Raw genomic sequence first — 22,987 nt, forward strand, 5'->3', positions numbered from 1 at the left:
GGTCCGTCCGAACCAGACTCACACTTTTTGTGAGCGTCAGGACGATCCTGCTTGTGAATTACGTCGCTCATGGTAAGCTGACCCTCAGTTCGGCCTGTTGTGTTCGTGACGTTGAAGGTAATGAGCACAATCTCCTATGCCGTGATCGAGCATTGGTGAGAGCGCACGAGACGGCTGCCTCATTGTCATAGGTGCCCTTGCACTAGGCCGAGTTGACGGACGGAGGGCTCCTCTGCTCCTTCCTGCAGGCGGACGGATCGGTTCTCGAATCATCGACCGTGAGCTCGTCGTCGAGGCGTCTCGCATCCTGCGTCAGCTGCGCGCGGAGGGGCTCAGCCCCTGGGCGTGTCGAGGTCGGCCGGGATAGACGTCCTAGGCCCCCTCGCCGGAACACGTGAAGCGTGCGGCCGAGAGGCGTTCGGCGATGGCTGTGGAGCTAAGATGACGAATTCGGCAGGCAACGCTCTCGACGAGACGCACTTTTTGGAGACGTGGGACGAGCAATCGCCGGTCACGAAGCAAGGCGGACGTCCGGACGCGCTGACTCTATACGCAATAAGTCCGGGCGGCTCCGCGACGCATCGCCTTCCCAGCGAAGGCGCCGTGAGCCTGGGTCGAGGCAACGAGGCGCGTCTCCAGATCCGCGACCCGTCGATGTCGCGCATCCACGCGATCGTCAAGATCGGCGAGGCCGTCTTCGTCGAGGATGCGGGGAGCAAGAACGGCACGAGCGTGCGAGGCCGGAGGCTCGCGCCCGGGGAGCGCTGCCAGCTCGCGATCGGAGATAGCTTCAAAGCCGGATCCACCACGTTGGTGCTGGTCGACGCCGCGGCCGGCGTCGGTGCGGCCAACCGCCGGTCCAGCGCGCCCCGGTGCCTTGAGGACGCGCTCCCCTCCGAGTCGCTCCTGGACGAAAGCGTCATCATCCGCGATGGCGCGATGAAGGAGATCTACGACCTCGCCCGGCGCTTCGCTGCGAGGGACACCAGCGTGCTCATCCTCGGCGAGACCGGCACGGGTAAGGAGATCCTGGCAGAGACGATCCACCGTCACTCGCTGCGCCGCGCTCGTCCCATGCTGCGCCTCAACTGCGCGGCTTTCACCGAGAGCCTGCTCGAGAGCGAGCTCTTTGGTTACGAGAAGGGGTCTTTCTCGGGGGCGGTTCAAGCCAAGCCGGGCCTGCTCGAAGCCGCCTCCGGCGGGACCGTGTTCTTCGACGAGGTCGGCGAGATGCCGCTGTCGCTCCAGGCGAAGCTCCTCCGCGTCATCGAGGACCGGACGGTGAGGCGCGTCGGTGGCGTCCATTCGAGGCCGATCGACGTCCGGTTCGTGGTGGCGACGAACCGGGATCTGCGCCAGGAAGCTGAGCGCGGCACGTTCCGGTCCGACCTCTATTACCGGTTCAACGGCGTGTCGCTGGAGCTGCCGCCCCTCCGCGAGCGACACTCCGAGATCGAGCCCCTCATGCTCACGTTCCTCCGCCGCGCCGCGAAGGACGCCGGATGCGAGCCACCTGCCCTCTCGCGCGAGGTCCGGGAGTTCATGCATGTCTACCCGTGGCCCGGAAACATCCGCGAGCTCCGCAACCTCGCGGAGCGCGCCTTCGTGCTGTGTGGTGACGACGGCGTCCTGACGCTGCAGCACCTACCCGTCGGAGCGAGGTCCAAGGTCGATCACGGCACGTTCAAGGTGGCGGCGGAGGACCCGCTCGCCAGGAGCCAAACGATCCCGCATGCCGGCTCGGACACGCCACCGGCGGAGGTGCCCTCGTCGTTCGCCTCGGGAGCGCCGGCGGAGCGCGATGTGATCGCCGACGCCTTGCAACGATGCGCCGGCAATCAGTCGCGCGCTGCGAAGATGCTCGGGATCTCCCGAACGACGCTCGTCTCGCGGATCCTTCAGTATGACTTACCGCGCCCGCGCGGGGGGCGAAGAGGTCTGATGTGAGCGCGGAGGGCACCCGCGACGGGTAACTCTCGAGAGCTCGAACTGGAGGTCCGCTGGGGCGTGGGGCCGCGGGTCCCGCGTCGCGAGCCACGAGGCGCTTCACACGGGTCCTCATTGCCGTCCCGTCCGCCCCATCACCGTTCCACGATCTGGAGAATTCAAATGAGCAAAATTCAAGAAGCCTACAGCCTCGCCATGAGCGATCCCGTGTACGACAAATTCACGGGTGGTTACGTGAATTACGGCCTCTGGACGGGTGCCACGAAGAGCGCCGCCGAGGCGTGCCACCACCTCGTCGGCACGCTGCTCGCGAAGCTCCCGGAGCGAGGGAGAGTCCTCGACGTCGCGTTCGGAAAGGGCATCTCAACGAAGCGGCTCGAAGAGCGCTACGGCGCGGAGAACGTCGTCGGAATCAACATCGACCCCAACCAGGTTCGGATCGCGCGCGAGCGAGGCGTCACCTGCGATCTCCGCGTGATGGACGCGGCGAAGCCCGATTTCCCGAACGAATCCTTCGACGCGATCCTCTGCGTCGAATCGGCGTTCCACTTCCAGAGCCGCGCGCGGTTCCTCGCCGAGGCGCACAGGATGCTGAGGCCGAATGGCGTCCTCGTGATGTCCGACATCCTGTTCCGGACGGGCCACGGCTTGGACCCCGAGGTCTTTCCGCCGGAGAATCAGGTGAGCTCCGTCGACGAGTACCGCCGCGCGTACGGCGCCGCAGGCTTCTCGCCGGAGTCGGTCGCGATCGACGTCTCGAGCAGCCAGCAGATTTACGCGCTGGCCGCGGCGGTCGCGGGGACGTTCGACTTCTTCCGCGGGCGCGCCCCCGAGGCCGATTCGCAGGCGAACGGAAGCCAAGCGCTCTCGGCCGCGGAGCGCTTCTGGGCGTCCTTCCTCGTGAGCCGGCTCGTCAACATCCAGGAGTGCGTCCTGGTCGCCGCGCGCAAGTGAGCGGGCGCGACGCGCGATCGACCGATACGAACGAAGACCGGGCTCGCTACATGGACTCAGCGTCCGCGAGTTCTTCCGGCTCTCCTTTAGGTTTGGTGGATGCGTGGCCAGGTGTGAACCGGTTGCAGTGCGAGACCTGAACAGCAGAGGTGAATCAGCGCGATGAGGGAGGAGGCGCCGTGAAGGCCGTACGACCGTCGCGTAATGGTGCGCACCTTGCCATTGGTGCCTTCCGAGCGTGCGTTCGACAGCCCGCTTGCGACGTAGGCGACGATGCCATCGAGATGGCGACCAATTGTTCGCGCCGCTTTGGCGAAGGGCTTGAGGCCCGAGCGCGTCGCCCACGATATCCACTCTTCGAGCTTCGCCAGTGCGACATTCGGTTGACGCCGATCGAGAATGGCAGCGAACGACTCCTTGAGCAAATAGGCGCGGTAGAGCGTCGCATTCGCCTTCGGCAGTTCGGTCAGCTTCGCTCGCTCGATTCCAGTCAGGTTCCAAGGGTTTTTCTGCAGCGCGAATCGGGTGTGCTTCAGCGCGCTGCGCTCTTCTGGATCTTCGATCGTTCTCACCTCTGCACGGCGTACTTCGTCGAGCGCGTCATGAACCAGCCGCTGGACATGAAAGCGGTCGAAGATGATCTGCGCGTTCGTCGCCGACTCCGAGACCGCCGAGATGTACGCGTTCGACATGTCGATGGTGACCGCCTGGAGGAGCGCGCACCGCTCCGAGCCGAGCTCTTGGAAGAAGGTCCGGAGCGTGTCGGCGTTCTTCCCCTCTCGCGCCCAGACCACGCGCCCGGTGACGTGGTCGACCACGATGGTCACGTACTTGTGGTGTTTCCTGTAGGAGAGCTCGTCGACGCCGATGTGCGTGAGCCCGTCGAGGATGTCGTGGGGCAGCCGTCGCTCGACCACGCGACCGATGATCGCGCCGACCGTCGCCCACGCGACGCGCATCATCGCCGAAACGACGGTCTTCGAGGCCATCTGCGCCAGGTACCCGACCGACTCCTCGAAAGCGTGCGTGAACCAGCTCATCGGGTCGGCCCAAGGCACCATCTCGGTGGTCACTCCGCACCGCGAGCAACACAGCCGCCGCGGCGAGTACTGGAGCTCCAGCGACATGCCAGCGAGGTCGAGGTGACGCCAGCGACGCGGTTTCCGCTGGTCGTACACCTTCCTCACCTGGTGACCGCACCCTCCGCAGCGAGGGATCTCCGTGGTCGGCTCGACGTCGCAGACCAGCCCGTCCGCCGTGAATTGCGCGCCAGTGACGCGAGTGAACTTGATTCCGAGGACATTGTTGAGCAAAGTGGTGGCGCGCACGGCCGATCGGGCTCCATGGGTTGGTGTGGTAACCCCCGAGGTAGCCCGTCGGCTGTGCGCGTTCCATCCCCAATCGCACCGTGCCCCTCCTGAGCCGGGGCCGCCTGCAACGCCGCGGGCGCCAGGGCGAGGTCACGCCGCCGCGCATCCACCAAACATCTCGGAGAGCCGGAAAAGTAGACGAATAGCTCGTCGTTCCCCGGATCAATCCTTTGGGGGCAACCATTCAGGGGAGGAACCCCGCCGCTACTTCGCGGCTTCGTATCCTTGAAGGCGCTGCGCCACAGGAAGTCATGACCCATCAGGATCCGGACCGTGTGCTCCCTGCTGGCCCCCTCCGTTGTCGCCCGGTACGCGTAGCTCGTCATCGGCCCTCCGCGGTACATCTTCTTCAGGGCGCGGGCGAGAATCAACGCACAGGGATCGCATGCGCGCCTTCGCTACGGGTTGCCCATCTCCATCGCGGTTGACACGTCTGCGGCGCCTGCTCTATCGATCCGGCATGGGAGCGCCGTCCGAGTCGAGCGCCGCGGAGATAGAGCGTGGCGCGCGCGCCGTTGATGCCATCGCGGGCGCGTGGCGGGACGTGCATCGCAGCGGAGTCGGCGTACAAGTGGCAGTGCTCGGCCGCATCGCGAGCGTGGGACTACGCACGATAGAGCAGAGGGGGCGCGAGCTACTCGACGAGCTGGAACGACAGCTTGACACCTACGCGAAGGTCGGCGTCGCACCGCCGCTCTTCCGCGTCATGGGACTGAACCGCTTCGAGAAGCCGTACAACCGGGCGCTCGCCTGGCTCCTGGATCCCGCGGCTGAGCATGGTGCCGGCCGGGCAGTCCTCCAGGTGCTGGCGAGGCACATCCGCTTCGATGCGTTGCTGCACGACGTGCTGCGGCAAGGGGCGGATGTTCATGTACGTGGAGAGCGGCCGTGGCCGCCAGAGGCGGCTTCGATGCGCGAGCCCGATCTGCTCGTGCTCACGGAACACGCGGTCCTCCTGATCGAGAATAAGGTCGAGAGCGGCGAGAGCGGCCAAGGTCAGTACTCCGACTACAGGACGGCGTTGAAGAAGCTCGCGGCCGCACGCGATCTTGATGCGCGAGCGTACTTGCTCACTCCCGACGCGTCCGAGACACCTGAAAGCTGGCACGGTGTGATGACTCATGCCGAGCTCGCCGACGCGATCGACGAGGCTTCCCGCTCGCAGGAGGTTGCTGCATGGGATCGTGCGCTCTGCACCATGGTCTCAGAGGCGTTTCGCGGCGATCAGTCGACGGCCGCACGCCTCGGTGAGGCAAAGCGTCTCCGCGCACAGATTGCGCGCCGCGGACTCGCGCTGGGCCTGATCCGGCGCCTCGCTGACCTGCTGCCCCTCCCCGACGCTCGGAACCCCTTCGGAGATCCGCGATGAAGAACGAGTGGAACGACGCCTTGGCCACGTACGACCGTGAATGCTCCGTCGTGGAGGGCGTACGCAAGCAGTACTTCGACTTCCTCCGCGCGACGGTGTGCGACGTAGTACGCGCCGTCGACGCGCCGCTGGGCCCTCCCTCGTCCGAGCACTTTGAGTTGGAGTCGATGGAAGCCAGCGCTCAATGGAGCGACGGGCTGCTCGACGTGGACGTCTGGCCCTCGAGCCCGTACGGCGGTCCAGCCGGTCTCTTTCGCGTCGCCATGTATCTTCAACCCGGTCTTTTCAAAGGCGCCGACGTCCCGCGGCCCTCCGCCCTTGCCGTGGCGGCCGGCGCCGAGCTCGCCGCTCTGCCGGGATCCATGTTCGACGTGGAGGCGCACCCCGACGCGCAGGACGATGCTCGTCATCTGTTGCGCATCGACTGTGTACCGGCCAATGACGTGCAGCTCCGCTCGAAGCTCGCGAGCCTTGTGACGGCGTACGCAGGCGCCCGCGCTCGAGTCGTCCAGGCGATGCTCGGCCCGTACGGATGGGTGCAGCTCTGCCTTCGCGGGCTGCTCGGGAGACCACTTGACGCAGGCGGCCGCGGCAAGTGGTCCTCGAAGCTGCTCGACGACCCTTGGGCGGGCGGCCGCTACGTGCAATGGCAATCGGAACCAGACGACGACTACGCCTGGGTCGCGACGCTCCCGCCTGATGGACGAGTCGTCTTCGGCTTCTCGGGACGCTTCGAGAAGGATACGGCGTTCCACGCTGCACTCTGCTCCCGCCTGCAGTCGGCACCCGAGACCATCGACAAGTGCCCGAGCGGCACCCTGCTCGACGCCGCAGCGGCGCGCGAAGCGTTCGAGCGTGGGGACCGCGCTCGGATCGTGGAGGTCGCGCTCGGCGCACTGCGCGCCTACTACGATCTCGCGGACGAGCACGCCGGCACGACCTGAGCACCGGGCTCGCCAGCTCCGGAGGACTTGGGCCGGCTCGCGCCTAGCCTCGACCTCGGCCCCCTGAAGCCGCTGCACGAGGCGATCCCCGAGTTCGCCGAGGTTACGTCGACCTGACGCACCGCTGCGAACGCCGGAGTGACGTCGACCTGACGTGCGGCCTGAAACACCGAAAGCCAGACACCCTCCCAGGGTCGTCGGGCTTTTGAGCATCTGCCTTCTGCGGCTTCTTCGATCGTCCCAGCCGTTGTCCCGGCTGTCCCAGCCAGCCTCTCGGGCTGGCTGGCTTCCTCAATCATCTCGGGTGGGCCATGAAGGACTTGAACCTTCAGCCAATGGATTAAGAGTCCACTGCTCTACCAATTGAGCTAATGGCCCGAGTGAATTGTCAAACCGACTGAACCTGAGAGGGCTCCCGGGATCTCGCCGGAACGCTTGGGTCGCCCGTTGAGCCCGGCACGCCCGGCCTGATTCGAACAGGCGACTTTCGGATTCGAAGTCCGACGCTCTATCCAGCTGAGCTACGGGCGCTCCTGCGCGCCCCTCGGCGGGGCTCGCGGAACGCTTCTAACCGCACCGGCGGCGATATGTCAAGGCGTTGTAGCGACATGATGCGCAATTTTTAGGCCGCCTCACTCCGCAGAGCCCGGACGGACGTGCGCGCCGGGGACATCCGGGCTCCTCCCCCGTGAGGCGCACCGTCGTCCAACGGCGCCTGCCGCGCCCGGCGCGGCCACGGCCAGCGGCACGCCCTCCCCCGGCGCGCCTGGGCCGACACGGCGGCGCCGGGCCCGGGGCGCCTGCCTCCTGCTCTCCTGCTCCAGGCGCGGCTGCGGCCTTGCCCGACCGGCTGTGAAAGAAGTTCTCTGTCCGCAGCGCCGCAAGGTAGGGTCCGCTCCGCCATGCCGCTGCTCCGCCCGCTCTCTCGGCGCTGCCTCGCGTCGCGAGGCCCCATCGCCGCGCTCCTCCTCGCCCTCTCGCTCGCCGCGCCGGCCCAGGGCGCCCCCGCCGCGGGCGCGCAGCCGGCCGCGGCCGAACAGCAGCCGGGCAAGAGCCCGCAGAACAAGCGCCGCGCCGCGCGGCGGAGCTCGGCCGACGGCGAAGGCGAGTCGCGGGCGGCGCGCAGCGCCCGATCCAAGGAGAAGGCCCAGGAGCGCGACGGCAAGAAGCGCGCGGCGAGGCGAGACGACGCGTCCCGCGCAGAGCGCGGCGGCACCGACGGCGACGCCAGCGCCGACGAGCGGAAGCCGCTGTCGAAGGGCGCTCCCAACCGCGGACGGCTGACCGGCGCCGTGCGGCTCCGATCGTCGAGGCACCTCAAGACGCGCGAGGGCGCCAGGACATGGGGGCTGCCCGTGCTCGTGAAGACCCTGCGGCGCGCCGCCTTCCAGGTGGCCAAGAAGCACGGCGACTCCGCGCTGCTCGTCGGCGACCTCTCGGCCAGGACGGGCGGCGCGCTCGACGGGCACAACTCCCACCAGACCGGGCGCGACGCCGACGTCGGCTTCTACGTCGTCAACTCGAAGGGCAAGACCCTCCGCACGGACCGGTTCGTGGCGTTCGACGATGAGGGCAACGCCATCGGCCTCCCCGGCGCGCGGTTCGACGACGCGCGCAACTGGGCGCTCGTCCAGGCGCTGCTCGAGGATCGGCAGGCGGGCGTCAAATACCTCTTCGTGACCGACGCGCTGCGGGCGCGGCTGCTCGCCCATGCCGCGAAGAAGCGCGTCCCGGCGGACCTCCGGGCCCGGGCCGCGGCCGCGATGATGAGCCCGAGGGACGCCGACCTGCACAACGACCACTTCCACATCCGCGTGATGTGCCCCCCGTCGATGCGCGGCGCCTGCATCGAGGAGTCGCTGGCCCGCCCCGCGTGCGCCGCCGATGAAGCGAAGCAGCCGCTCACCTCCGCGGCGCCCGCGGCGACGGAACCGGACATCTACGGCGTGCCTTCCCGCTGACGCCCGCCCGCGCTCAGGCCCCCGGCGCGACCCCGGCCGGCGCGTCGCCGTCCGCGATCTCCACCACGACCGGCGCGTGATCCGACGGGCGCTGGAGCTCCCGCGGGCGCGTGTCGATCGACACATCGGTGCACCGCGCCGCGAGCGGGCGCGTCACCAGCGCGAGATCGATGCGGAGGCCCTTGTTGCGCCTGAACGCGCCCATCCGGTAGTCCCACCAGCTGTACGCCTCCTTGGCGGGGTGGCAGGCACGGAACGCGTCCACGAGCCCCCACTCCATCAGGCGTCCCAGCGCGGCCCGCTCGTCCGGATGGCAGAGCACCTGCCCCTCCCACTTCTTCGGCTCGGCGACGTCGATCACCTCGGGCGCGACGTTGAAATCGCCGCAGATCACGATCGGCTGATCCGGACGGTGGCGGGCCTCGAGCTCGCTCCGCAGCCGCGCAAGCCACGCGAGCTTGTAGGCGAAGGCCGGCGTGCCCACCGCCTGGCCGTTGGGCACGTAGACGTTGATGACCCGGATCCCCTCGATCGTCGCCGCCAGCATCCGCCGGGCGACGTCCTGCTCATCGCCGTCGAGGCCCTTCTTCACGTCGTCGACCGAGAGGCCGAAGCGCGTGGCGATCGCGACCCCGTTGTAGGACTTCTGGCCGAAGATGACCGAGCGATAGCCCACCTCGGAGAGCGCGGCCTCGGGGAAGCTGCCGTCCTCGACCTTCGTCTCCTGCATGCAAACGACGTCGGGCGCGGCGCGGACCAGCCAGCTCGTGAGCTGCTCGAGCCGCGTGCGGATGGAGTTCACGTTCCAGGACGCGATGCGCATAGGTCCTCCGGGCGATAGCGGATGAAGAGCCGGGCGGGAAGCCTGGTCCAGGGGCGCGGGCGGGGTCCACGGCGCCCGATCACAAGGCCGTCCGGATCACGTCGAAGAGGCCCTCCGGATCGTCGACGTGGAGCCAGTGGCCGGCGCGCGGCAGGACGTGGACCGAGAGCCAGGGCGCGCGCGCCGCGAGCGCCTCGAAGCGATCGCGCGAGGCCGGCGAGATCGACGCGGACTTGCCGCCGAGGACGACATGGATGCGCCGCTGCTCCACGCCCGGCACGCTTGGGCCGGTCGGCGCCGGCGGGTCCTCCAGGACGTGCCACAGATCGCGGGCGAAATAGTCGCTGAGCAGCGCGTCCAGGATGTCGAGGTCGAGCCGGATGCGAAAGCCGTCGCCCTCGCGGCGGACGTTCATCGCCAGCCAGTCCGCGATGCCGCGGCTGAACCCGGCGGCGTGCACCGCCTCGAGGAACGCCTCGCGCGACGGGATCGGCTGCGGGATCGCGCGGAGCATCGCGAGCACGCCCGGGCTCTCCGAGCCGCTCTCGCCGGCGGGCCTCGCGCTCGGATCGGCGTCGAGGATGAAGGCGCGCTCGATCCCCGTCAGCCGGCGCTCGAGGTAGGCGAGCGCCACCTTGCCGCCGAACGAATGGCCCATCACGCCGCGGATATCGAGGCCGAGGCGGTCGCCCAGCCGGATCAGATCCTCCGCGGCCGCCGCGATCGTGTGGGGCGCAGGCGGGCTCTGCGACATGCCGTGGGCCCGCAGGTCGACAAGGATGAACCCCCACGGCCGGCCGGCTGCGCCAGGCGTGCCCCCGGCGGCTTGCGCCTCGGCGAGGCGTCGGATGAAGGTGCGCCAGTTGGCGCCCGAGCCGAAGATGCCGTGCAGCACCAGCATCCAGCGGGCAGGCGCAGCGGAGGGGTCGGAGACGAGGGCGTGGTGGGGCACGAAGCCGTCGTGTGCGTTCATGGCTCTCCGGACCGCGCGAGCGCGCGGCCTGCGCCTAGCGCTAGCATGGACCCATGGCCAAGAAGCCCCCCATCGCGCCGCCGAGCGCGGACGCCGCGCAAGACGAGGGCCTCCAGCCGGCGAAGCCCGCGCGGTTTCACGGCGCGGCGCTCGCCGGGGCCAGCTTCGACGACGTCGACCTTCGCAACGCGCGCCTACACAACGCCTCGCTCGCGGAGGCCGAGCTCGACGACGTCGACCTGCGCGACGCGCGCCTGCACAACGTCTCGCTCGCGGGGGCCGAGCTCGACGACGTCGACCTTCACGACGCGCGCCTGCACAACGCGACCCTCGCCGGCGCCTCGCTCGACGACATCTCGCTCGCCGGCGCGCGCATCGACAACGCCGACGCCGCCGCGACCCGCTGGTCCGACGTGAGCCTGCGCCGCGCTCGCTTCGAGGGGTCGGACCTCCGCGAGGTCGAGATCGTCGGCTGCGCCATCGACGGGCTCACCATCGACGGCGTGCGGATCGATCGCCTGCTCGAGGAGGCGAAGGATCGAGCACGCGCGAGCCAGGCCCCGAAGGCCACCGAGAAGGAAGCGCCGCTGAAGAAGCCGAGAAAAAAGGAGCGGAAACCGTAGCGCCCCACCCGCGGAGCGAGCGTGCAGCGCCCCGCGCGACAGCGGGCGGTTACGCCTCGATGAGCCCGGTGCGGACCGCGATGCGGGTCAGCTCGACCGCGCTCTTGCACCCGAGCTTCGCGTAGATGCGCACGCGGTGGGTCTCCACCGTCTTCGGGCTGATCGTCAGCCGCGCGGCCGTCTCGCGCGTCGACACGCCGGCCGCGAGCAGCCGCAGGACCTGGCGCTCGCGCGGCGTCAGCGCGTCGAGACCACCGGAGCCCTCGCTCGCCGGCTTGCGCATCGCGCGCACCACGGCCCCCGCGATGCTCGAGGAGAGCGGAGCTCCCCCGGTCGCGATCCGGCGGATGCCCTCGATGACCTCCTCGAGCTTCGAGGTCTTCACGAGATACCCCTGCGCGCCTGCGCGGAGCGCCTCGGCGACGCGGAACTCGTCGTCATAGCCGCTCAAGACGAGGAGCTTCGCCTGCGGCAGCTGCGCTCTCAGCGCCCCGAGGAGCTCGATGCCGTCCCGGTCGGGGATGTTGAGATCGACGAGCACGACGTCCGGCTTGCAGCTCGCCGTCTCGCGCAGGGCATCGGCCGCCGTCCCGGCCTGGCCCACGACGACCATGTCGGGCTCGTCCGAGAGCGCTCGAGCGAAGCCTTCGCGAACGACGGGGTGATCGTCGATCAGATAGATGTGCAGCTTGCTAGCAGGGGTTTCCGCCATGATGACCACAGGGGGATTGGAGTGTCCTTCAGACCACAATTCGATACCCGTGAGCAGTTCAAGTCAAGCTGCTCGGGTCGTCCTGGGAGGAACCTTACAGGGGTATCAGGTGCTCAACGATCTGCAAGCAGCGGCGCGGCGGCAAGCCCAATTGGTGAGGAAAACTCCGTCCTGAGCGAGTTTCGGAGCTCGACGGAGATCCGCGCGACGTGGAATGCGCAACGGTGGACGTGACGGACGGTGCAACGATGCGCCCAGAGCGGCCTGCGCATGCGGTCGCGGCAACCGTCTGGTATCCTTGGCGCGCCTCATGCGCCGGAATGGCCAGCGATCCAGGGAAATACGATGAGCTCGCCGGTCCCCGCTCCCGGTCCGGCCGCCACCTCGCCCTCGCCGCGCGCGGCCGCGGAGATCTTCGTCGTCGATGACGACCCCGCGCTCGTCGAGTCGCTGCTCGACCTGCTCTCCGACGAGGGCTACCGCGTTCAGGGCTTCACGCGGCCGCTGGAAGCGCTCGATCGCCTCGCCCACGGCGCGCGGCCGCGGGCGGTCCTGCTCGACTACGTGATGCCCGAGATGACCGGCGAGGAGTTCCTCACCGCGCTCGCCGCCGCGGGCGTCGAGGTGCCCGTCCTCCTGCTCTCCGGCGTGAACGAGCCCAACATCCGCGGCGCCGTGGCCGGCGTGCTGGCGAAGCCCTTCGACGTCGACCGCCTCCTCGTCGTGCTCGAGCGCCTGACCGGCGCCGTGCAGCGCTAGCGCACCGGCGCGGCCCCCCGATCCCGGCTCGCACAGGCGCGGCGGCACGCTCCTCGCGTCCCCTGGCCCCCAGGAGAAGCCGAGGATGTCGTCGCTGCTCGCAGAAGACAGCGCCACCGGGCCAGCCGTCCTCGCGCGAGGCGGATCGGGCAGCCCCGCCATCGCGAACGCGCCGGCGAGCGCGATCAAGCTGCCGGCCGAGCTGCACCACCGCTTCCGCTTCATCGCGATCGACGCGGGCCTGCTCGGAGAGGCGGCCGACGGCGCCGCGGCGCTGCTCGACGCGCTGCTCGCGATGGGGGTGCGCGTGGCGCTCTTCACCGACGAGGCCATGCCCCACCTCGCGCGGCGGCTCGCTCGCGGCGTGCGCGCCGAGAACCGCAGGCGGCTCTTCCTCGGCGCGCTCGAGGGCGCGGAGCTCCACGGCTTCGATCGCCGCGGCGCCGCGGTCGCGCTCGCCGCCCGCGCGGAGCCGGACGGGCGCTCCGCCGTCGCCGCGCTGCTCGCCCAGGTGATCGCGCCGCTCCGGATCGAGCCGCCCGATCGGCTCGCGATCTCGCCGGAATCACGCGAATCACGCGAATCACGCGAACCACACGACGGCGCGGCGGTCTCCGCGGCGCGCGGCCTCCGCGGCGCGCCGGAGCTCGCGGGCGCCGTCCACGCGACGGCCGGCGCGCAGCGGCTCCTCGAGATCCTCGCGCTCCAGCGGGATCTCGAGGGCGAGCTCGGCTCGCTCGCGGCGCCCCGAGACGCCGCGTGGCTCATCGAGGAGCCAGGGTTCGACATCGCGCGCGAGCACGAGATCGAGTCGCTGCTCGCGATCGCCAACGGCTACCTCGGTTCGCGCGCGTCGCTGCCGGAGGGGTCGAGCGTGTCGCGGCCGGCGACGTTCATCGCGGGCGCGTTCGAGCCCTCGGCCGACGTGAGCCGCGTGCCGGAGCTCGTCATCTCCCCCGACTGGGGCCGGCTGAGCGTCGCCATCGAGGGCGAGTCGTTCTCCGCGGAGAAGAGCGGCGTGCTGCACCACCGCCGCGCCCTCGACATGCGGCGCGGCGTGCTGCTGCGCGAGTGCCTGCGGCGCGACGAGGGAGGCCACCTCACGCACCTGCACACGCTCCACGCGGCGTCGCTCGCGAACCGCCACGTCCTCATGGAGGCGCTCAGCATCGCCCCCCTGAACTTCACCGGGACGATCCGGGTCGACGCGATCCTGAGCGGCGACGTGAGAAGCGCGAGCGGCGCGGCGCACTGGGCCGGCTTCGCGGCGGACGCGGGCGCGAAGAGCCTGCTGCTCGTCGGGCACACGCACGGCGGGCTCGTGACCGCGATGACCTCGCACCTGCGCGAGCTCCCGGAGCAGGCCGCGGAGAGCTCGCCCCCGCTCGAGGCCCTCGAGGGCGCGCGCTGCGAGCGCACCACCGGCGCGCGATCCGTCGCCGAGCGGTGCGACGTCGGCGTCCGCGTCGCCCAGCAGCGCCGCCTCTTCCGGACGACGACGCTGCACACGTCGCGCGACACGCCCACGCCGCGCGAGGCGGGCCAGGCGCTCCAGGACGAGCTGTCGCGCCGCGCCATGGCCGACGTGCTCGGCGAGCACACGCAGGCGTGGGCGGAGCGATGGCGCCACGCCGACGTCGAGATCGACGGCGCCCCCAGGATCGAGCGGGCGCTGCGGTTCGCCCTCTACCACCTCATCGGCGCCGCGAACCCGGACGACCCGCGCTGCTCGATCGGCGCGCGCGGGCTCAGCGGCGAGGCGTACCGCGGCCACGTCTTCTGGGATACCGAGACCTTCCTCGTCCCGTTCTACACGCACTGCTACCCCGAGGCCGCCCGCGCGCTGCTCCTCTACAGGCACCGCACCCTCGCCGGCGCGCGCCGCAAGGCGAAGGCGCTCGGCTACGAGGGCGCGCTCTACGCGTGGGAGTCGGCGGACACGGGCGACGAGACGACGCCGCCGCTCGTCGTCACGCCGTTCGGCGAGGTGGTCCGGGTGCTCTCCGGCGAGCAGGAGCACCACATCAGCGCCGACATCGCGTACGCGGTGCACGCGTACGTCCGCGCGACCGGCGATCTCGACTTCCAGCGCGGCGAGGGGGCCGAGATCCTGATCGAGACGGCGCGCTTCTGGGCGAGCCGCGCCGAGCTCGGGCCGGATGGCCACGCCCACATCCGGCGGGTGATCGGGCCGGACGAGTACCACGAGACCGTGGACGACAACGCGTTCACGAACTGGATGGCGCGGCACAACCTCCGCATCGCCGCCGCGCTCGTCCGGCGCAACGTCGCGCGCGCGGACGTGATCGCGCGGCTCGACCTCCGGCCCGACGAACCCGACCGCTGGTGCGACGTCGCAGACCGCCTGCTCCTCGGGATCGACCCGCAGACCGGCCTGATCGAGCAGTTCGCGGGCTACTTCGGCCTCGCGCCGTTCTCCATCGCCGACTACGCCGTGCGCAGCGCGCCGGTGGACGTCCTGCTCGGGCGCGAGCGGACGCAAACCTGCCAGGTCGTGAAGCAAGCGGACGTCGTGCAGCTCATCGCGCTGCTCTGGAGCGCGGTGCCCGCGAGCGCCCGGCGCGACAACTTCCTCTACTACGAGCCGCGCACCGCCCACGGCAGCTCGCTGAGCCCCAGCGCCCACGCGCTCGTCGCCGCCCGGCTCGATCTCCACGCCCACGCCGAGCGCTACTTCGAGCAGACCGCCGACATCGACCTCGGCAACACGATGGGCAACGCCGCGGGGGGCGTGCACATCGCCGCCATGGGCGGCCTCTGGCAAGCCGTCGCGTTCGGCGTGGCCGGCGTCACGCGCGTGCCGCGGAGCGCGCTCTCGGAGGCGCTCCCCCACGCGCCGCCGTGCCCCGACGAGGACGAGGCGATCGGGATCGAGCCGCACCTCCTGCCGGGCTGGCGGCACCTCAAGATCCCGATCGCCTGGCGGGGCCGCGCCCTCGAGATCCACGTGGAGGACGGGGCGGTCGAGGTCGCGCTGGAGGGGGGCGCGCCGCTGCCGATCTGCCTGCTCGACGCGGGCGCGCCCGCCTGCGCCGTGCTGGCGGAGCCGGGCCGCCGCTATGCGACGCGGCGGCTGGGCGGCCGCGTCACGCCATGGGAGGAGATCACGCCATGCTGAGCGCCGCACGCGACGGGTCCCCGGTCGAGCTCGGGGCGCCGCCCCAGGCCGAGCTGCCCCACGAGGCGCTCGAGGAGGCCGACGAGCGCCCGCCGCAGAGCGGCCTGCAGCGCAGGAGCGTGGTCGTCGCGCTCCACGGCCGCCACGCGCACCTCGGCGCCATCGCGCTCGGGCGGCTCATCGCCCACGGGCTCGAGGCCCCGCTGCGCGGGCTGTGCCTCTCCACGGAGCCGATCGACGCGAGCGAGGTGCCGGCCCACTTCGGGATCGCCCCGGAGGCGCTGCAGGGCATGGTGCTGGACGTCGAGGCGAGCGACGATCCGCCCGGCGCGCTCGCGTCCGCCATGGCGAGCTACGGGACCGCGCTCGTGATCGTGGCCTCGCACGCCGACGATCCCACCGACGAGCGCTTCGGCGTCGGCCAGCTCGCGGCGCGCGCGCTGGAGTCCGCCGCGCTCGGCGTCCTCGTCATCCGCGAGGAGCCCTCCCCGCCGCGGCTCCAGCGCATCCTGCTGCCGCTCGACGGGAACCCCAGCACGGCCAGCGTGATCGCGCCCGTCGGCGAGGTCGCCCGCAAGCTCGGCGCCGAGCTCGACATCGTGCTGGTCGGCTGCGCCTCGCCGCGGGAGGCCGCGGACGACGGGCCGCCCGTGTCGACGCCCGTGCCCTTCGAGCCGGGCGCGATGGTGGCGCCCCTCTACGTCGACCAGCCCCAGCACGAGTGGCCCGCGTTCACCGAGGAGTTCCTGGCCCGGTTCCTGAGCGCGATCGGGCACTGCCCCCACGGCGTCTCCACGCGGTTCTTCCTCGGCAAGGGCGAGCCGGCGGCGGAGATCGCGCGCCTCGCCTGGCAGCTGGCGAGCGACCTCGTAGTGCTGGTCTGGCACGGGCAGCTCGCCGATCACCATGGCGCCGTCATCCGCGACGTGCTCGCCCGGGCGCCGTGCCCTGTGCTGGTCCTGCGGCGCTAGCGCGGGCCCACGTGACGCGTGGCGGGCCCCGGCGGCGGCCAGGCGCTCCCGCGGCCCTCGATCGGCGCGCGGGCGCCTCGCCGGGCGGGCTCCACGCCAACGACCGGCGAAAGGCGCTATGGTGCGCCGCCATGGTCTCCCGGAAGCTGCCCCCCAGCGAGTGTCGAAAGATCGTAGAGCCGCAGAGCTTCCGCTTCTCCACGACGGAGGAGGTCGCGCCGCTGTCGGCGGGCATCGGCTCGCAGGAGCGCGCCCTCGCCGCGCTCGCCTTCGGCCTCGACATCCGCCAGCCCCGCTTCCACGTCGTCGTCGTCGGCGCGCCCGGCACGGGGCGCACGTTCTGCGCGCGCGCCGTCGCGAAGCGCATCGCGGCGAGCCGCCCCACGCCCGACGACATCCTCCTCCTGCCGAACCCGCACCGCCCGAGCGAGCCGACGGTCCTGTCGCTGCCGCCGGGCGAGGGGCGCCCCTTCGTCGAGGCGATGGAGGAGCTCCACGAGAAGCTCGTCGACGCCCTGCGCGGCGCGACCGAGGGAGAGCGCTTCAAGCAGGCGCGCGGCAAGATCCAGCGCCGGGTGAACGCGGAGGAGCGGCGGCTCGAGGAGCAGCTCAAGTCCGCGGCGCGCGAGCTCGGCCTCGACCTCGTGCGCGGCGAGGACGAGGTGCAGATCACCTCGATCGAGGACGCCGCCAACGCGCCGGACGGCGAGGCCCTGCTCGCCATCGCCGGATCCATCGAGGAGTTCGAGATGCGGCTCGCCACCGTGCAGGACGAGGCCGACGTCGAGCTGCGCGGCGTCGTGAAGCAGCTGCTCAGCGACGGGGTGAAGGCCTGCTTCCAGCCCGTGCGCGCGCGCTTCGAGGGGCGCAACGACATCAGCGCCTTCCTCGCGGACGTCGAGACGGTCGTGTCGAAGGAGTTCCGCCTGCTCGTCGACGAGGCGCGCGGCGAGGAGGGCGGCGCCACCCTCCCGCGCGGCGTCGTCGTCCCGACGCTCCTCACGGAGCACACGCCCGACTCCGGCGCCCCGGTCGTCGACGTCCCCTACCCCACGCTGACCGCCCTGTTCGGCCGCACCCACGCGCCGCCCGACTCCGGCTTCCCGCCGGAGCCCGGCTTCGCCGTCGCGGGCGCCCTCCACGAGGCGGCCGGCGGCTTCCTCATCCTGCCCGCGGGCGCGCTCCTCAAGAACGAGGCGCTCTACGAGCAGCTCAAGGCCTGCCTCCTCGCGGGCAAGTTCATCGTGCCCGAGCACAACCCGTCGTACTTCCGCGGCACCGCGGAGGAGCTGCTCTTCCCGCCGATCCCCATCGACGTGAAGGTCGTCCTCGTCACGAACCCGCAGCTCTACCAGGACCTGCACGACGCCGATCCGGAGTTCTCGCAGCTCTTCAAGGTGCAGGCGCGCTTCGAGACGACGATCTCGCTGGATCAGGCGCTCCTCACGTACCCCGCGTTCCTCGCCGGCTTCGCGCACGATCGCGGCCTCCCGCCGATCACGGCCGACGGCGTGACCGCGCTCCTCTTCCACGGCGGCCGCCTCGCGGAGAGCCAGACCAAGGTGAGCGCCCAGGTCGGGCTCATCGCCGAGGTCGCGACCGAGGCCGGCTACCGGGCCCAGCGCCGCGGCCGCAAGGTGGTCGACGGCCCCGAGGTCAACGAGGCGCTCGAGGCGGCGCGGCGCCGCGGGAGCCATTTCCGCGACCACGTGCACGAGCTGCTCTCGGACGGGACGATCCGCATCGACGTGACCGGCCGGCGCGTCGGGCAGGTCAACGCCATCTCGGTCCTGTCCGACGGCCCGCAGACGTTCGGCCGCCCCTGCCGGGTGACGGCGGTCGTCTACCCGGGCCGCGAGGGCCCGGTGAACATCGCGCGCGAGGTCGAGATGTCCGGCCCGCTCCACAGCAAGGGCGTGCTGGTCCTCACGGGCTTCCTCGCGGCACGGTTCGCCCAGCACCGCCCGCTCTCGTTCGGCGCCTCGCTCGTCTTCGAGCAGACCTACGAGCCCATCGAGGGCGACAGCGCCTCGTCGAGCGAGCTGTACGCGCTCCTGTCCGCGCTCTCCGGCGTCCCGATCCGGCAGGAGCTCGCCGTGACGGGCAGCATCGATCAGCAGGGGAGCATCCAGCCCGTGGGCGGCATCAACGAGAAGATCGAGGCCTTCTTCGATCTGTGCGCCGCCAAGGGCCTGACGGGCGAGCAGGGCGTGCTGATCCCGAGCGCGAACCGCGACGCGCTCATGCTGCGGGGCGACGTCGTGACGGCGATCGAGGCCGCCCGCTTCCACGTGTTCGAGGTGAGCTCCGTCGAGGAGGGCATCGAGATCATCACCGGCGTCCCCGCGGGCGTCGCCGACGCGGACGGAAGGTACCCGGAGGGGACCGTGTTCCACGCGGCGGACCAGCGGCTCGAGCGCTTCCACCAGGTGATCGCCGACACGCCGAAGGGCGGGACGAGCGCGGATCCTCGAAGAATGCTCAGGGAGCGCTGAAGAGGGCCGATGGCAGCGAAGCGCACGGCCGAACCCGCGCCGACCCACGCCGGAGCCCGCCGATGACGCGGCGGCTCCTCCTGCTCGCGGCGGCCGGCGCCGCGGCGCCGCTGCTGGCGTGGGGCGCGCTCGCGCGGTGGCGTGATGGATCGCCCTCGCTCGGCGCCGCCTGCGCGGCCGCCGCCGCGATCGCGCTGCTGATCCTCCTCGGCGGCATCGCCCGGCGGCGCTTCGCCACGAGGCCCGGTCGATCCTGGCGCCAGGCGCCCGGGGCGCCTCGGCTCCCGCGGACGGGGCGGCCGGCCGCGCGCGCGGCGGAGCGCACCTTGACGCCGCCGACCGAGCTCGACGATCCGCGGATCATCTACGCCTTTGCAGCCCAGGCCGTCGGCCAGTCGCTCGCCTGGGAGGGGAGCTACAAGGCGGCGGCCGCCTCGCTGCGCGACGTGCCTCGCGACTGGATACCTCCGCAGGTTCGGGTGCTCGTCCTGAGCAACCTCGCCCAGTGGCAGCTCTGCGCCGGCGACATCGAGTCCGCCCGGCGGCTCCTCCCGGACCTGGACGAGGAGCGCGCGTCGGCGTCGGTGCGGCCGCTCGTGCGGGGAGCGCGCGCCGCGGTGCTCGTGCGCACCGGCGACGTCGAGGGCGCGCTCTCCCTGATCGGCCTTCGCGACGGCGAGCGGGAAGAGCCGACCGAGGTGCGCCAGCGCTACCGCATCACCCGCGCGCACGCGCTCACCGCGCTCGGCGAGCCCGCCGCGGCGCGCGCGGAGCTCCGCCGGGTGGTCGATGACGTCGGCGTCGACGAGCTCTGCCGCTGGATCCCCGCGGGCGGGCCCGCCCGAGCCGCGATGATCGAGCTCATCGACGAGGGCTGACGGATCCGCGCGTCTCCGATCTTCCGCGCCGCCCAGGCCTGGCTCCGCCGAGTCACGCGCAACTCGGATCGTCACGCCGCTTGTCAAGCGTCATTTCCCTGGTTTGTCGCGCGGGAAGCTCCCCTCTGCCGGCTCCGGGCGCTCGAGGCCCACAGCGCGCATCGTGTGCGCTTCCCCGGCGATTCCGGTTCGCGGTGGGTTAAGCAACGTTGCGAGCGCCTGGCGGCTGGTAGAAAGAGGATGCTGTACGCAAAGTGCATCGGGCCAGGTAGCCTTTTCGCGTCGACCGGGGGAGAACGCATGCCAACCTGTATGGGTGGCCAATGAGGGTGGAGGCGCCACGGGGGGTGATCGGCGGGTGTTCCACCGGTTCAACCAGCCTCACGCGCCCCGTCCTGGCGACTCCCCTCGCTCACAGGAGCCCGCCCCGGAGGCTCCCGTGAACCGCCCAGCGGATACGCCGTCCCATCGCATCCTCATCGTGGACGACAGCCCCACGTACCTGAACCAGGTCGCGGCGGCGATGCGCGACGAAGGCTACTTGCCGGTGCTCGCCCACTCGGGGGAGGAGGCGCTCGCGCGGCTCACGGTGGCGCGCGTCGACGGCATTCTGCTCGACATGGTGATGCCGGGTCTGTCGGGCCCGGCCACGTGCCTCCGCATCAAGGCGAACGCCTCGTGGCGCCCGATCCCGCTGCTGATGCTCACCGGCCGCGACGACCACAAGGCGATCCTCGACGCCCTCTCGGCCGGCGCCGACGATTTCGTGACGAAGACGGGCGAGCTCACGGTGCTGAAGGCGCGCCTGCGCGCCCAGCTGCGCAGGAAGCATTACGAGGACGAGAACCGCAGGATGCGCGAGCTCCTCCTGCGCCGGGAGATGGAGGCGGCGGAGGCGCGCGCCGACCGGCGCCTCAAGCAGAGCGAGGAGCGGTTCCGCCTCATCGTGGAGGGCGTCCAGGACTACGCCATCTTCATGCTCGACCCCGCGGGCCGCATCGCCAGCTGGAACCCGGGCGCCGAGCGCATCAACGGCTACCGGGCCGACGAGATCATCGGCTGCCACTGCTCGGTCCTCTTCCCGCCGGAGGACGTCGAGCTCGGCAGGCCCGTCGCGGAGCTCGAGTCCACCGTGGAGACCGGCCGCTCGATCCAGGAGGGTTACCGCGTCCGCAAGGACGGCACCCGCTACTGGGCGAACGAGGTGATCAGCGTGCTCTTCGACGAGTCCGGGCAGCTGCGCGGCTTCGCGAAGGTCACCCGCGACGTGACGGAGCGCCGCCGCGTCCACGAGGCGCAGCGCATCCTCGTCTCCGCCGGGCAGATCCTCGGCGAGTCGCTCGATTTCGAGGAGACGCTGCGGCGCGTGGTCCGCGTCGCGCTCCCCGACTTCGCGTCGATCTGCGTGCTCCTGCTGCAGGACGAGTCCGGCGCGATCGATCGGCAGGTGACCGCCCACGCGGATCCCTCGATGGCGATGGCGACCGAGCTCCTCGGCAGGATCACGGCCGACTCTGCCGGGCGAGGGATCGGCAGGGTCCTGCGCACGGCGCAGCCGGAGCTCATCCCCAAGGTGACCGACTCGTTCGTCCGCGCGATCTCGTTCGATCAGGCGCACTACGAGGCGCTGCGCTCGCTCTCGCTCGCCTCGCACCTCACGGTCCCGCTGACGGCGCGCGGCCGCACGCTGGGCACGCTCTCGTTCGCCTCGACGCACCGGCGCTACGACGCCGTCGATCTCGACCTCGCGCAGGATCTCGCGCGGCGCGCGGCGCTGGCCGTCGACAACGCCCGGCTCTACCGGGAGGCGCAGCTCGCGGTGCGCGCGCGCGACGATTTCCTCACGATCGCCTCACACGAGCTCCGCACGCCGCTCACGCCCATGCAGCTGCAGGTCGACGGCCTCCTGCGGGCCGGCAAGCGCGGCGGGCTCACCGCCGAGCGCGCCACGCCGCGGCTCGAGATGATCAAGCGGCAGGTCGAGCGGCTCGCCCGGCTCATCACGAACCTGCTCGACATCTCGCGCATCTCCGCGGGCCGCCTGCAGATCGAGCTCGAGGACGTCGATCTCGCGGCCACGGTGAACGAGGCGCTGGAGCGGTTCCGCGAGGAGCTCTGCTCTGCCGGCTGCCCCGTCAACCTGTCGGCCCCCGCCTCGATCGTCGGCCGGTGGGATCGCCTCCGGCTCGATCAGATCGTCACGAACCTCCTGTCGAACGCCGTCAAGTACGGCGCCGGCAAGCCCATCGACGTCACGCTGGAGGACCTCGCGGACCGCGCCCGCCTGACGGTGCGGGATCGCGGCATCGGCATCGCCCCGGAGCAGCAGGCCCGCATCTTCGAGCGCTTCGAGCGCGCCGTCTCCAGCGAGAACTACAGCGGCTTCGGCATGGGGCTGTGGATCGTGCGGCAGATCGCCGACGCGCTCGGGGCGACGATCCAGGTCGACAGCCGGCCGGGCGAGGGGGCGACCTTCACCGTCGACCTGCCGAAGGAGCCTGCCTGACGCCCTCCACGCCGCGCCGCGCGCCGCGCGCCGCGCGACTAGAGCGCCCGCCGCACCCGGCGGCGCTGCTCGATCATGTGCTGGGTGATCTGCTGCCTGCCCTCGGCGCGCTCCACCAGCGTCCACACGTTGTCGCCGCGCTCCCTGCCCGCGCAGTCGAGGAGCGCGTCGGCCGCCTGCTCGGCGGGGATGAGCCCGTCGTGTCGCCCCGGGAGCTCCACCACGGCCGCGCGCGTGCAGAGCCCGCCCATCGTGGCGAGCATCCGGCGCACGATCTCGCGGAAGACCGCCTCGTCGAACGCGTCGCGCTCGCCGGCGCCGAACAGGACGAGCTTGTCGAACGCCATGCGCGGCTTGCACGGGATCATGACGACCTCGCCGAGCTCGCCGGTGATCAGGCCCTGCCGCCTCAGCTCGGAGATCCGGCCGCCGAGCCGCCAGTCGCAGAGGCCGGCCACGCCGTGGGCCGGCCGCGCGTCGCTGAACGGGGCGCACGCGAGCACCTCCGAGTCGAGCTCGTCGAGGCTCTGCAGGTCGGGGGAGATGAACCGTAATTCCACGTG

At 71.1% G+C, this 22,987-nt stretch carries 17 protein-coding genes and 2 tRNA genes; 12 read left to right on the plus strand and 7 right to left on the minus strand.

Annotated features, from left to right (window positions below; genetic code table 11):
* Nucleotides 1-441 precede the first annotated feature (441 nt).
* Both WMF45_RS44745 and WMF45_RS44750 read left to right on the plus strand, forming a co-directional pair.
* Nucleotides 442-1,947, plus strand: coding sequence for a sigma 54-interacting transcriptional regulator (locus WMF45_RS44745; RefSeq protein ID WP_437712868.1), 1,506 nt, complete (start codon nucleotides 442-444; stop codon nucleotides 1,945-1,947).
* A gap of 162 nt (nucleotides 1,948-2,109) precedes the next feature.
* Nucleotides 2,110-2,901 carry a class I SAM-dependent methyltransferase gene (locus WMF45_RS44750; protein ID WP_437712870.1) on the plus strand — a complete coding sequence of 264 codons (792 nt, stop codon included), beginning with the start codon at nucleotides 2,110-2,112 and terminating at the stop codon, nucleotides 2,899-2,901.
* 86 nt (nucleotides 2,902-2,987) lie between these two features.
* Here WMF45_RS44750 and WMF45_RS44755 read toward each other — a convergent pair whose 3' ends face one another.
* Nucleotides 2,988-4,229, minus strand: a complete 1,242-nt coding sequence (locus WMF45_RS44755) for an ISL3 family transposase (protein ID WP_437712872.1) — start codon at nucleotides 4,227-4,229, stop codon at nucleotides 2,988-2,990.
* A gap of 502 nt (nucleotides 4,230-4,731) precedes the next feature.
* Here WMF45_RS44755 and WMF45_RS44760 point away from each other — a divergent pair.
* Both WMF45_RS44760 and WMF45_RS44765 read left to right on the plus strand, forming a co-directional pair.
* Nucleotides 4,732-5,640 carry a PD-(D/E)XK nuclease family protein gene (locus WMF45_RS44760; protein ID WP_437712874.1) on the plus strand — a complete coding sequence of 303 codons (909 nt, stop codon included), beginning with the start codon at nucleotides 4,732-4,734 and terminating at the stop codon, nucleotides 5,638-5,640.
* Nucleotides 5,637-6,584 carry a hypothetical protein gene (locus tag WMF45_RS44765; RefSeq protein WP_437712876.1) on the plus strand — a complete coding sequence of 316 codons (948 nt, stop codon included), beginning with the start codon at nucleotides 5,637-5,639 and terminating at the stop codon, nucleotides 6,582-6,584. Before WMF45_RS44760 ends, WMF45_RS44765 begins: the two co-directional genes overlap by 4 nt.
* Nucleotides 6,585-6,889: 305 nt before the next feature.
* On the opposite strand, the gene WMF45_RS44770 is transcribed toward WMF45_RS44765, so the two are convergent.
* Nucleotides 6,890-6,962 (minus strand) — tRNA-Lys (locus tag WMF45_RS44770).
* 79 nt (nucleotides 6,963-7,041) lie between these two features.
* Nucleotides 7,042-7,115: transfer RNA gene (locus WMF45_RS44775), tRNA-Arg, on the minus strand.
* Nucleotides 7,116-7,486: 371 nt separating this feature from the next.
* Here WMF45_RS44775 and WMF45_RS44780 point away from each other — a divergent pair.
* Complete coding sequence (locus WMF45_RS44780; protein ID WP_437712878.1) at nucleotides 7,487-8,545, plus strand: penicillin-insensitive murein endopeptidase; 1,059 nt, start codon at nucleotides 7,487-7,489, stop codon at nucleotides 8,543-8,545.
* A 13-nt stretch (nucleotides 8,546-8,558) separates the two neighbouring features.
* Here WMF45_RS44780 and xth read toward each other — a convergent pair whose 3' ends face one another.
* Nucleotides 8,559-9,368: an exodeoxyribonuclease III gene (gene xth / locus WMF45_RS44785; RefSeq protein ID WP_437712880.1), complete on the minus strand. Its 810-nt coding sequence runs from the start codon at nucleotides 9,366-9,368 to the stop codon at nucleotides 8,559-8,561.
* A 79-nt stretch (nucleotides 9,369-9,447) separates the two neighbouring features.
* Nucleotides 9,448-10,341 carry an alpha/beta fold hydrolase gene (locus WMF45_RS44790; protein WP_437712882.1) on the minus strand — a complete coding sequence of 298 codons (894 nt, stop codon included), beginning with the start codon at nucleotides 10,339-10,341 and terminating at the stop codon, nucleotides 9,448-9,450.
* Nucleotides 10,342-10,394: 53 nt separating this feature from the next.
* Between WMF45_RS44790 and WMF45_RS44795 the strand changes: the two genes are divergently transcribed.
* Entirely contained in the window at nucleotides 10,395-10,964 is a 570-nt protein-coding gene (locus WMF45_RS44795) for a pentapeptide repeat-containing protein (protein ID WP_437712884.1), read from the plus strand.
* A gap of 49 nt (nucleotides 10,965-11,013) precedes the next feature.
* Here the strand turns inward: WMF45_RS44795 and WMF45_RS44800 are convergent, their stop codons facing one another.
* Nucleotides 11,014-11,676, minus strand: a complete 663-nt coding sequence (locus tag WMF45_RS44800) for a response regulator (protein ID WP_044970202.1) — start codon at nucleotides 11,674-11,676, stop codon at nucleotides 11,014-11,016.
* Between the two features lie 345 nt (nucleotides 11,677-12,021).
* On the opposite strand from WMF45_RS44800, the gene WMF45_RS44805 reads away from it, so the two are divergent.
* From WMF45_RS44805 to WMF45_RS44830, 6 genes are all read left to right on the plus strand, one after another.
* The gene (locus WMF45_RS44805; protein ID WP_437712886.1) at nucleotides 12,022-12,435 is read left to right on the plus strand and encodes a response regulator; all 414 of its coding nucleotides are present in this window, start codon (nucleotides 12,022-12,024) and stop codon (nucleotides 12,433-12,435) included.
* A gap of 85 nt (nucleotides 12,436-12,520) precedes the next feature.
* Complete coding sequence (locus tag WMF45_RS44810; protein ID WP_437712888.1) at nucleotides 12,521-15,574, plus strand: glycoside hydrolase family 65 protein; 3,054 nt, start codon at nucleotides 12,521-12,523, stop codon at nucleotides 15,572-15,574.
* Nucleotides 15,568-16,545, plus strand: coding sequence for a universal stress protein (locus WMF45_RS44815; protein WP_437712890.1), 978 nt, complete (start codon nucleotides 15,568-15,570; stop codon nucleotides 16,543-16,545). The genes WMF45_RS44810 and WMF45_RS44815 overlap by 7 nt, the downstream gene beginning before the upstream one ends.
* A 131-nt stretch (nucleotides 16,546-16,676) precedes the next feature.
* Nucleotides 16,677-19,040, plus strand: coding sequence for an AAA family ATPase (locus tag WMF45_RS44820; RefSeq protein ID WP_437712892.1), 2,364 nt, complete (start codon nucleotides 16,677-16,679; stop codon nucleotides 19,038-19,040).
* Between the two features lie 62 nt (nucleotides 19,041-19,102).
* Nucleotides 19,103-19,918, plus strand: a complete 816-nt coding sequence (locus WMF45_RS44825) for a hypothetical protein (RefSeq protein ID WP_437712894.1) — start codon at nucleotides 19,103-19,105, stop codon at nucleotides 19,916-19,918.
* A 439-nt stretch (nucleotides 19,919-20,357) separates the two neighbouring features.
* A complete protein-coding gene (locus tag WMF45_RS44830) occupies nucleotides 20,358-22,424 on the plus strand; it encodes an ATP-binding protein (protein WP_437712896.1) in 2,067 nt (688 codons plus the stop codon).
* 38 nt (nucleotides 22,425-22,462) lie between these two features.
* Here WMF45_RS44830 and WMF45_RS44835 read toward each other — a convergent pair whose 3' ends face one another.
* On the minus strand, nucleotides 22,463-22,984 hold the full coding sequence (locus WMF45_RS44835) for a M17 family peptidase N-terminal domain-containing protein (RefSeq protein ID WP_437295943.1): 522 nt from the start codon (nucleotides 22,982-22,984) through the stop codon (nucleotides 22,463-22,465).
* Nucleotides 22,985-22,987: the final 3 nt, after the last annotated feature.

Origin of the sequence: Sorangium sp. So ce448, from assembly GCF_051520915.1 — a bacterium.
Taxonomy (GTDB): domain Bacteria; phylum Myxococcota_A; class Polyangia; order Polyangiales; family Polyangiaceae; genus Sorangium; species Sorangium cellulosum_B.

Coding starts and splice junctions, on each gene's coding strand:
- xth (WP_437712880.1), bottom strand. CDS start 9,368: ATGCGCATCGCGTCCTGGAACGTGAACTCCATCCGCACGCGGCTCGAG.
- WMF45_RS44825 (WP_437712894.1), top strand. CDS start 19,103: ATGACGCGGCGGCTCCTCCTGCTCGCGGCGGCCGGCGCCGCGGCGCCG.
- WMF45_RS44790 (WP_437712882.1), bottom strand. CDS start 10,341: ATGAACGCACACGACGGCTTCGTGCCCCACCACGCCCTCGTCTCCGAC.
- WMF45_RS44810 (WP_437712888.1), top strand. CDS start 12,521: ATGTCGTCGCTGCTCGCAGAAGACAGCGCCACCGGGCCAGCCGTCCTC.
- WMF45_RS44820 (WP_437712892.1), top strand. CDS start 16,677: ATGGTCTCCCGGAAGCTGCCCCCCAGCGAGTGTCGAAAGATCGTAGAG.
- WMF45_RS44800 (WP_044970202.1), bottom strand. CDS start 11,676: ATGGCGGAAACCCCTGCTAGCAAGCTGCACATCTATCTGATCGACGAT.
- WMF45_RS44795 (WP_437712884.1), top strand. CDS start 10,395: ATGGCCAAGAAGCCCCCCATCGCGCCGCCGAGCGCGGACGCCGCGCAA.
- WMF45_RS44780 (WP_437712878.1), top strand. CDS start 7,487: ATGCCGCTGCTCCGCCCGCTCTCTCGGCGCTGCCTCGCGTCGCGAGGC.
- WMF45_RS44805 (WP_437712886.1), top strand. CDS start 12,022: ATGAGCTCGCCGGTCCCCGCTCCCGGTCCGGCCGCCACCTCGCCCTCG.
- WMF45_RS44765 (WP_437712876.1), top strand. CDS start 5,637: ATGAAGAACGAGTGGAACGACGCCTTGGCCACGTACGACCGTGAATGC.
- WMF45_RS44815 (WP_437712890.1), top strand. CDS start 15,568: ATGCTGAGCGCCGCACGCGACGGGTCCCCGGTCGAGCTCGGGGCGCCG.
- WMF45_RS44745 (WP_437712868.1), top strand. CDS start 442: ATGACGAATTCGGCAGGCAACGCTCTCGACGAGACGCACTTTTTGGAG.
- WMF45_RS44760 (WP_437712874.1), top strand. CDS start 4,732: ATGGGAGCGCCGTCCGAGTCGAGCGCCGCGGAGATAGAGCGTGGCGCG.
- WMF45_RS44750 (WP_437712870.1), top strand. CDS start 2,110: ATGAGCAAAATTCAAGAAGCCTACAGCCTCGCCATGAGCGATCCCGTG.